Origin of the sequence: Arsukibacterium sp. (assembly GCF_033722355.1) — a bacterium.
In the GTDB taxonomy this organism is placed as follows: Bacteria; Pseudomonadota; Gammaproteobacteria; order Enterobacterales; family Alteromonadaceae; genus Alishewanella.
The window spans coordinates 1-10,526 of sequence record NZ_JAWVZF010000090.1 but is presented as its reverse complement, the minus strand read 5'-3'; the positions used below and the strand labels follow the sequence as shown (position 1 = coordinate 10,526).

The window sequence follows — 10,526 nt, the reverse complement described above, 5'->3', positions numbered from 1 at the left end:
CTTACCTCTTGCCACTGCTTCACAGCGGGCATTGCAAGGCGTGATTAACAGCTTTGAAAATGTCATGGTAAGAGATGAAGGCCTTGATAAAGACAATATTATTTATACCGCTGCCATTACCACTCAGTCTGTTGGTGCCGTACTGTCAACCCTGAAGCAATTAATGGCCTCTCCGACAGCGGGTTATCGTCCATCGGCGCTGGTTGTTAATAACACTGGTCTGACGGTGTCACAACTCAGTGCGAATTTTGCTGGCAATCCGGCTTTTGCACTCGCCCGCTATTATACCGGAACAATTAATTTACCTTATTATCTGGGTATGCCAACTGAGGCTAATCCAACGGCTCCGCTTAACACCCGCTGGATGGCGCGTTGTGACAGTGGTGCCATAATCGCGGCTCTGCCACCTTCAATGAAGCCAGAGACCCCGGTATCTGAAAACGATGCGGTTTGTCAGGCCCTCAGTGGTGGCGCCTTGCGTGATTTAGGTGTTGACGCGGCTCGGCATCTGACGAAGTTTAATACTATTCCGAAAATTAATAGTTATCAGACGGTGAATGTGCAGATGACTGTGCCTGATAGCAATGTGATTCCGATGCCAGCGGCAGGCTGGCCCGTTGTTATTTTGCAACACGGTATTACGTCACGTCGCTCTGACATGTTGGCAATTACCGGTACTCTCTCCTCTCAGGGCTTTGCTACCGTCGCTATTGATCATCCGTTACATGGTGACCGCGGTTTTGGTCAGTTAAACGCCAGTAGTGGTAACGCAACGGTGTATATGAACCTGAGTAACCTGCTGGTTACCCGGGATAACTTGCGGCAAAGTATCGCTGATATGCTGGCGTTGCGACTGGCTTTAAACTTTGCTCAGGGCGTTACGCTGGATACCAGCAGAGTACAATTTTTAGGCCATTCTTTAGGTGGCATAACCGGTACTTCAATGGTGGCGCTGGCTAATACCAGCACGGGTAACCCACAACTGGACGCACTGTACCGGGTTGAAACAGCAGCGCTGGCAATGCCTGGTGGGGCAGTGGCGAACTTCCTGCTTGATTCGGCAGCGTTTGGCCCGTTGATTAAAGCCAGCGTAATGTTAAATGCCGGCGGTGCCTTAACTGAACATTTTGTAAACTATGTCGTGACGAATACGAATTGTGGTGCTCCAACAGCTGCAACTGCTGCAACTTATCCGGCGTGTGCTGCACCGGTAGTAAATGCTTACCTGATGACGTTAACAGAGCCAGCTAATGCAGCACAGCAGGCTCGTGTTTCAGCAACCTTGAGTCAGTTCGCTTTTGCTGCCCAGACAGTAACCGATGCTGGTGATCCAAATAACTATGCTGAGCGACTGGTGAACAGTGAAACACCGGTTTACATGATTGAGGTAGTGGGTAATAACAACGGTAATTTACCAGACCAGGTTATTCCAAACGGTTACTTTAATCCGCTCCAAGCACTGGCGGCAGGTAAAATGCCACTGGCAGGCACTGAACCGCTCGCCCGTTTGCTTGAGGCTGGCGCGATACCTGCCAGTTCGGGTGGTATTGCTTTAAATGGTAGTAATGCCATTGCAAGGTTCACGGCCGGTGACCATGGCTCAATTTTGAGTCCGGCAGCCAGTCTGGCAGCAACTCAGGAAATGCAAACCCAAAGCGTCACCTTTTTCCTGAACAGAGGCCAGGCCTTGCTGGTTTCAAATCCTGCGGTATTAGCAAGCGGCAATTAACATTAATGGCTGTTTAATCTAAAGCCCGGCCGCTTCAGGAGCCGGGCTTTTTCTTTGAGCCCAGCAGGGTAATATAACAACAAAAAGCGGGATAGGAGCATTACTTTGGCATTCTTAATGGAATATGGCATGTTTTTGGCGAAGGCAGCGACGATTGTTTTTGCAATTGCCCTGGTGATTGGCATTATCGTTAATGCCAGCCATAAACCGAAAGCAAAAAAAGGCCAGTTAGAGTTTACTGATCTCAGTAAACATTACCGGCAGCAAACTGAAGATTTACAACAGCGGTTGCTTGATAAAAAAGCTTTCAAACAATGGCAGAAAACCTGGCATAAGGCTGCAAAGGTGCAAACTGATCAGCACCCTTGTTTATTTCTGCTTGAGTTTAATGGTTCACTGGACGCGCGGGAAACTGATTCACTGCGCGAAGAAGTCTCAGCCATTCTGGCGGTGGCTAAACCGGAAGACGAGGTACTGTTGCGCCTGGAAAGTGGTGGGGGCATGGTGCACGGTTATGGATTGGCGGCATCTCAGTTAGACCGGCTTCGCCAGCAGGGGATACCACTGACGATCGCAGTAGACAAGGTGGCAGCGAGCGGCGGGTATATGATGGCGTGCATTGGTAATAAAATTATCGCCGCGCCTTTTGCAATACTTGGCTCGATAGGCGTGATTGCTCAATTACCCAATTTTCATAAATTATTGCAGAAAAATCATATTGATTTTGAGCAATTTACCGCTGGAGAGTTCAAACGCACGGTAACACTGTTTGGTGAAAATACTGATAAGGGCAGACAGAAGTTCCAGCAGGAGCTGGAAGAAACCCATATCTTGTTTAAGTCATTTGTGCAGCAGCACCGGCCACAGCTTGATGTCAGCAGAGTTGCCACCGGAGAGCACTGGTTAGGCTACCAGGCACTTGAGTTGCAGCTGGTTGACGAGATACAGACCAGTGATGATTTTCTGATGACTAAAATGACAAGTCACCGGGTATTTAAGGTCAGCTACCAATTGAAAAAAGGCCTGGCCGATAAAGTTGGCATGGCCTCGGCTAATGTGTTGTCATTGTGGTGGCAGAAACTGGTGCAACATAACTGGCAGCGATAAAAAAACTGCTGTCAGCAGCAGCCAGCTTCGGCCTGCTGCTGACATCAGGTCAGAGTCTTAGCGCAGGTTATGAAAATCGACGGTTTCCTCTTTTACACCTGCATTGGTGTCGTTAAATACCGCTTGGTCAAACTGCTTTTCACTTTTGCCAACTATACAGGACACCATGGCATCGCCGGTTACATTTACCGCCGTGCGCGTCATATCGAGTAAGCGATCTACCCCGATTATTAAAGCAATACCCTCAACCGGCAGACCCACTTGTTGTAACACCATTGCCAGCATAATTAAACCAACTCCAGGCACGCCAGCGGTGCCGATTGATGCTAATGTTGCGGTCAATATCACCATCAGATAATCTGCAACTGTCAGATCGACCAGGTACACCTGAGCAATAAATATGGTGGCTACGCCTTGCATAATAGCGGTGCCATCCATGTTAATAGTCGCACCTAATGGCACGGTAAAAGAGGCAATGCTGTTTTTAACGCCCAGTTTTTTGGTTACGGTTTCCATCGTAACAGGTACTGTCGCATTGCTGCTTGATGTACTGAAAGCAAACAAGACTGCATCGCGCATTTTTCGCATAAATATTAAAGGATTTAATCCGGTGAGCATTTTCAAAATAATGCTGTAGCTGACCAGTCCGTGGAAAATAAGAACAGCCAGTACTACACCAAAGTATTTTGCTAGGCTGATGATGGTTTCAAAGCCCAGTGTGGTAAATAATTTAGCCATTAAAAAGAATACGCCGTATGGCGCCAGATTCATCAATATTGTCACTAGCTTCATGATAACGTCGCTAAGGTCGTTAAACATTGCAGCAAGACGCTCACCAGGTTTACCACTTAATGCCATCGCTAAGCCAAATAACACTGCAAACACGATGATTTGCAGCATATTGCCCTGGGCCATTGATTCAATTGGATTGCTCGGGAAGATATCGATGAACACCTGGCTCAATGATGGCGCTTCAGACAAATCGAAGCTGGCATCAGACTGACGTTCAACACCTTCACCCGGCGCAACGAGTAAAGCTGCGGTCATGGCCAGACTGATGGCGATCGCCGTGGTAATAAGATAAAGAGCAATGGTTTTGCCACCAAGTCGCCCCAGGGTCGAGGTGTCAGACAGCGAACAGGTACCGCAAACCAATGATACGAAGACCAGAGGCACGACCAGCATTTTAAGGCTGGCGATAAATATTTCGCCGCCCACATGAAAAATACCATCGACAAAAAAGGCTTTAAGTGGCAGCTCAAGGCCGAACAGTGACAGAACCCGCTCTTCCTGACCAGCCAAAATCGCTTTAAAAAAGAAACCTACCAAGATGCCGGCTACCATGCCGATAACAATACGGGCGGTTAAACCCATTTTTTGATTATTGCTCATTGTTTTAGTGATATATCAGTGCGGAATTTAGCTTAGACTACCAGTTTGCGGCGCCATTGGGCAGGGGAAGCAAAATTTTTTTTGAAATTTGCTGTGACGTAGTGATAATTAATGGTTTAAGATGCAATTAACAAAAACTATATATAAAAACAGCTAGGGAGAGTTTTCATGCGAAACATCCGGCAACTTCTGGTTGCATTAATGATTACATCGCTGGCCGCCTGTGGTGGCGGCGGTACCTTGGACAGTGGCGGCGATGGTGGCACCGGCGGCGGTGGTTCAGGTGGTAACACTCCGGTGTTTTCGCTTAACGTGGCCCTGACCAATCAGGCAGGTGCCCAGTCAAATAATTTATCGCAGGATACCCCATTAACAGTGACTGCGACATTAACCGCCACAAACAACGGTAATGTTGCTAACCGTCTGATTACTTTTGCGGTGTCAGGCGAAGGACTAGCCACTCTTGGCAATGATGCCGGCTCTGCATCGACCAATGCAGATGGTGTGGCAACCATCGCTTTAAATGTCGGTAACCGCTCAGGCTCCGGTGAGGTAACGGCAAACTTCGGGGAAACGTCTGCCAGCGCAGTATTTAATTCTGCCGGAGATGGTGGTGATGAAGTTGATGTGACCGTCGGCTCCGTTTCACTTATCGCCGATACACTGCAATTAGGCACTGGAGCGTCAAGTAAAGTTGAGCTGTCAGCGCTGGTGCGCGATGCCAATAATGTGGTTCTGGCCGACATCCCGGTCACCTTTTCCTCTGACTCTGGTGAGCTGGTACAAATTGACAGTGTAACCGGGGCCAATGGTGTCGCTAAAGCAACCTTAACGTCTCAGACAAATAAAACAAACCGTGACGTGTTAGTCACCGCAAGGGTTCAGCAGCAAACCACCCAATTAACGGTAGCTGTTGTGGGTACCACTATTAATATTGCAGGCCCGAAATCTGTGGTACTTGGTGATACCTCTACGATTGATTTTTTTGTCACTGACTCTAATGGCATTGGCATTCAGGGAACCGTGCTTGAGGTTGTGTCTTCTTTAGGCAATACGCTGAGTGATACCAGCCCTGTCACCTCAGGTACTGCCGGAAAAGCCAGTATAAGCTATACCGCCACCACCAGCGGAACGGATACCTTAACGGTAACCGCATTGGGCGTGACTAACAGTGACACCATTAATATCAGTGCAGATCAATTTACATTCCTTGCTATGGTTGATGGTTCTGGAGATCCGCTAAGTGGCGATCCTGTTCAGGAAGTACCTCTTAATTCAGCCCAGGAAGTTGTGGTGGAATGGCAGGTTAACAATGCGCCCCCGGCGCCGTCGAATGTGACTTTTAATACGACCCGCGGCAATATTGCTAACACTGCGGCGAACCTGGCAAACAGCGTGACATCAGCTGATTTAACAGACGCTGAAGGTAAAGCCAGTGCTTTTATTCGTTCTCCTTTTGCCGGGTTAGCCACTATTAGTGCACGGGGCGGCGATGGTGATACCGCAGTCAGCGCGCAAAAAGTGATTGAGTTTGTTGCAGTGAATCCGACTCAGGTTGAAGCTCAGGCATTTCCCGCTCAAATCGGTGTTGGCGAGTCGAGTGCTGTCCGGGCAATTTTGCGTGATAGTAATAATAATCCGGTAAAAAATCAGACTATTGTATTTTCACTGAACAGCTCTGCCGGTGGTACGATCAGTACTGGTACTGCCGTGACGAATTCGCAGGGTGTGGCATCGACTGTATTTACTGCCGATACCACCACAGGTGGTGGGGTAAATGGCCAGAACCTTGTGATAAAAGCGAGTTTGCAGTCTGACGATACCATATTTGATGAAACCGATATTGCGGTGGGGCAGCGAACCCTGTTTTTCCGCTTTGGTACCGGCAATGTGATTACCAAACCTTCAGCCAGCACCTACGCTAAAGAATTTTCCGTAATCGTGACTGACAGCTCTGGTAATGCAGTCGCCGGGCAGCAGTTAAATTTGGCAGTACTTTCGGTTAACTACAGAAAAGGCTACTGGGTTAAATCACCGGAAGCACCGGCAGCGTTTAAAAACTGGACGACGTCAGGCTCCACCCCGGGGATCAGTACACCGATTAGCTGCGTATCAGAAGATGCTAACTTTAACGGTATCCTGGATGGTGGTGAAGATATCAACGGTGATGGCTTGCTTACGCCGGGTAATTTTGTAGTAGCGCCAGGGTCTGTTACGTCAGATGCCAGTGGTATTGCGACCTTTAATATCACCTATCCACAAGATGTAGGCAGTTGGTTAGATGTGCGCTTACAAGTATCGGGTTTTGCATCAGGTACAGAAAACGTCAGTTACAGACACTACAGCTTGCCAACAGCTGCAGAGGATTTAACGACAGAAACCAGCCAGCCAGCGAGCAACCCGTTTGGTGTTATTCAAAGTTGTGCAGTAGCCGGTTAACTGGCAATCCAAATAAAAAAGGGAGCGGTTAAGCTCCCTTTTTTTATCTGAGACTTATCTTTTTATTATACTTATCGCTGAAACGGATAAACTGATCCCAGGTTTAAAATCTGAGTCAGTTCATCGAGGGCTGAGCGGGATTCTGCCAGTAACTGTGGGTCGGCCAAATCAGCCTCAGAAATCTGGTCACGGTAATGTTTATCAACCCACTGATTTAATGTGGTAAACAAGGTTTCATTTAGCAATACATGTTGATTAACCGCCTGACGCTCCTGTTCGCTTAATGCCACCCGTAACCGTAAACATGCCGGGCCGCCACCATTACGCATGCTTTGTTTAACATCGTAATAATGCACTTTTTTAATAGGCGTACCTCGCGTGGTTAAATCAGCCAGATAGCGGCTTACCGTTGGGCTGTCCTGACACTCGGTCGGGGCGATGATAGCCATCTCACCATTGGCCAGGGTAATAACCTGCGTATTAAATAAGTAAGTGTTAATCGCTTCCTGTACCGATACTTCCTTATCACTGACTTCAATCAGGAACAGCTCACTGTCATTACCAAATTTGCGTTTTAATTCTGCGAGTTTTTGCTGACTATCAACAAAAGCCTGCTGATGATAAAACAACACATTCTGGTTACCGACTGCGATAACATCATTATGAAACACACCCTGATCAATCACATCGGGGTTTTGCTGCATATAAACCACATGATCATTACTCAGACCATGTAAACGCGCTACCGCTTCACAGGCTTCCAGGGTGTGTCTGGCTGGGAAACGCTTAGGAGCAGCTTTGCTTTGATCGAACGCATAACGACCAAATACAAACAGCTCGACACCTTTTTTGCCGTAGTCGCTGCATAATCTGGTATGATTTGCCGCGCCCTCATCACCAAAGTGATCATTATCGGGTAGATGCTGGTGATGAGCAAAATGCTTTGGATCAGCAAACATGGCCTGTAATATTCTGCCGGTCGTCTGGGGCTCCAGTGAACGGTGGAATTTATTAGTCAGGTTTGCCGGGGTGAAATGGACTTTGTTATCAGCGGTGTCAGCACTGGGCGAAATGGTAGCAGCATTGGCAGTCCACATGCTGGATGCTGAGCAGACAGCGCGAAATACTGCCGGGGCCTGTTTTGCAGCACTGGTAATAATATCACTGTCGGAACCGGTAAAACCCAGCCGGCGTAAGGTGTAAACATCCGGTCTTTCCTGTGGTGCCAGCACACCCTGAACTAAACCTAAGTCATGCAGCGCTTTCATTTTCTGCAAACCCTGTTTAGCGGCTTGTTTTGGGCTGGAAGTGTTGTTAGCGTTAGATAAAGAGGCAACATTGCCGACAGACAAACCGGCATAGTTATGAGTTGGTCCTACCAGACCGTCGAAATTTGCTTCAAAGTACTTCATTTTTGCTTTATATCCTTCTGTTGGAAGGGGCACTGTTTTTTTTATTATTGGGGCCGCTTATGTTTTTTGCTTCATTGAGGAGTTGGCTATCAAATAGCCGCTGGGTCTGTAAAATGACCCGGATTGCATAATAATGAGTTTATTCACTTGTCACAACTGCGGTTTGCGGATATATGTTAAAAAAGGGCGGCCAGAAGGCGGCTTCAGTTAGGGAATTCAGGTTTTAAGATGGCGAAATCACTGGTAATAGTCGAATCACCGGCAAAAGCGAAAACAATCAATAAATATTTAGGAAACGAATACGTCGTTAAATCGAGCGTTGGTCACATTCGTGATCTGCCAACCAGCAGCAGTAAAGATAAAACCCGTTCGATCGATAAAACCCTGAGTAAAGAAGAGAAAGATTATAAGGCTCTGGTCGATCGAATGGGTATCGACCCGGCGCATGGCTGGAAAGCGCGTTACGAAATTTTGCCCGGCAAAGAAAAAGTGGTGAAGGAACTTAAAACCCTGGCTGAAAAAGCCGACACCGTTTATCTGGCAACGGATTTAGACCGCGAAGGGGAAGCTATAGCCTGGCATTTACAGGAAATTATTGGCGGCGAGCCTGACAAATTTAAGCGTGTTGTCTTTAATGAAATTACCAAATCGGCCATTACCAATGCCTTTGTTGAACCCGGCCAGGTTAATCTCGATCAGGTGAATGCACAACAGGCCCGCCGGTTTTTAGACCGGGTGGTGGGCTTTATGGTATCGCCGCTGTTATGGAAAAAAGTAGCCCGCGGACTCTCTGCGGGGCGGGTGCAGTCTGTCGCAGTGCGCTTAGTGGTGGAGCGGGAAAGAGAAATAAAAGCCTTTGTACCTGAAGAATACTGGACACTGACCGCTGATACGCAGACAAATACCAGACAGCCGTTAGTATTGGATGTCGTGCGGGAGCAGGGAAAAGCCTTTAAACCGGTTAATAAAAAGCAGGCAGACGAGGCAGTACAACGCTTACAGCATGCCCGCTTTGAAGTGACCGACCGCGAAGATAAGCCCAGCAGCAGTAAACCTCAGGCGCCTTTTATTACCTCAACCCTGCAGCAGGCAGCCAGTACCCGTTTGGGCTATGGCGTTAAAAAAACCATGATGCTGGCACAGCGGTTATATGAAGCCGGACATATTACTTATATGCGTACCGACTCGACCAACCTCAGCACCGAAGCTGTAACAGCGTGTCGTGATTATATCAGCAGCAAATTTGGTAAAAAATATCTGCCCGACGAGCCAATCAGCTATGGTAGTAAGGCAAATGCCCAGGAAGCACACGAAGCAGTGCGACCTTCAGATGTGCAGGTGCTGGCCAGTGAGCTGACGGATATGGAAGCCGATGCCCGTAAGCTTTATGAGCTGATCTGGCGGCAGTTTGTCGCTTGTCAGATGCCGCCGGCGCAGTACGATGTGACGAATATTACGGTAGCAGCGGCAGATTTTGAATTAAAGGCGAAAGGCCGTGTGCTGAGGTTTGATGGCTGGACCCGCGTACAACCTGTTGTTAAACGCAAGGGTGATGAGGATAATGAACTGCCCGATGTTAAAAAAGGTCAGCAGTTACAGTTACAGCAATTACACAGTGCTCAGCATTTTACCAAACCTGCGGCGCGCTACAGTGAGGCCAGTCTGGTTAAAGAGCTGGAAAAACGTGGTATTGGCCGACCGTCTACTTATGCTGCCATTATCTCAACCATTCAGGAGCGCGGTTATGTCCGGGTTGAGAATAAACGCTTTTATGCGGAGAAAATGGGCGAAATTGTAACCGATCGGCTGGTAGAGAATTTCGATGATTTAATGAATTACGATTTTACTGCCAATATGGAACTGACGCTGGATGATATTGCGAAGGGACAGAAACAATGGCGCAAAGAGCTGGATAATTTTTATACTGGTTTTTCTGACAAATTAAAGACAGCGGAGCAAGACCCGGAGCAGGGCGGAATGCGTGCCAATCAATTTGTCCTGACGGATATCGACTGCCCCAGCTGTGGCAGGAAAATGGGCATTCGTACCGCTTCTACCGGCGTATTTCTGGGGTGTTCGGGCTACAACCTGCCTCCCAAAGAACGTTGTACCACCACTATTAACCTGCTGCCGGGTGATGAGGCAGTTAAAGTTACTGATGAAGATGAGCTTGAGACCGAAGCATTACGGCAGAAAAAGCGCTGCGCGAAATGTGGTACAGCAATGGACAGTTACCTGATTGATGAGCACAGAAAACTCCATGTCTGTGGTAATAATCCGGAATGTGATGGCTATGAGCTGGAACAAGGCAATTTTAAAATAAAGGGCTATGAAGGACCGGTGATCGAATGCGACAAATGTGGCAGCGACATGCAGTTAAAATCTGGACGGTTTGGTAAGTATTTTGGCTGTACCAACAGTGACTGTAAAAATACCCGCAAGCTACT

Annotated in this window: 6 protein-coding genes; 4 read left to right on the top strand and 2 right to left on the bottom strand. The window is 47.9% G+C overall.

The features are described 5' to 3' along the window. Positions 1-1,729: VolA/Pla-1 family phospholipase (locus R3177_RS09450; RefSeq protein WP_318970789.1), on the top strand; the 1,729-nt coding region annotated here is incomplete at its 5' end. Positions 1,730-1,834: 105 nt separating this feature from the next. Next, positions 1,835-2,836 carry a protease SohB gene (sohB, locus tag R3177_RS09445; RefSeq protein ID WP_318970788.1) on the top strand — a complete coding sequence of 334 codons (1,002 nt, stop codon included), beginning with the start codon at positions 1,835-1,837 and terminating at the stop codon, positions 2,834-2,836. Between the two features lie 57 nt (positions 2,837-2,893). Here the strand turns inward: sohB and R3177_RS09440 are convergent, their stop codons facing one another. Then, a complete protein-coding gene (locus tag R3177_RS09440; RefSeq protein WP_318970787.1) occupies positions 2,894-4,228 on the bottom strand; it encodes a dicarboxylate/amino acid:cation symporter in 1,335 nt (444 codons plus the stop codon). A 168-nt stretch (positions 4,229-4,396) separates the two neighbouring features. Between R3177_RS09440 and R3177_RS09435 the strand changes: the two genes are divergently transcribed. After that, positions 4,397-6,667 carry a beta strand repeat-containing protein gene (locus tag R3177_RS09435; RefSeq protein ID WP_318970786.1) on the top strand — a complete coding sequence of 757 codons (2,271 nt, stop codon included), beginning with the start codon at positions 4,397-4,399 and terminating at the stop codon, positions 6,665-6,667. 71 nt (positions 6,668-6,738) lie between these two features. On the opposite strand, the gene astB is transcribed toward R3177_RS09435, so the two are convergent. Continuing rightward, positions 6,739-8,079, bottom strand: coding sequence for an N-succinylarginine dihydrolase (gene astB / locus R3177_RS09430; RefSeq protein WP_318970785.1), 1,341 nt, complete (start codon positions 8,077-8,079; stop codon positions 6,739-6,741). Positions 8,080-8,307: 228 nt separating this feature from the next. On the opposite strand from astB, the gene topA reads away from it, so the two are divergent. Further along, positions 8,308-10,526: type I DNA topoisomerase (gene topA, locus R3177_RS09425; RefSeq protein WP_318970784.1), on the top strand; the 2,219-nt coding region annotated here is incomplete at its 3' end.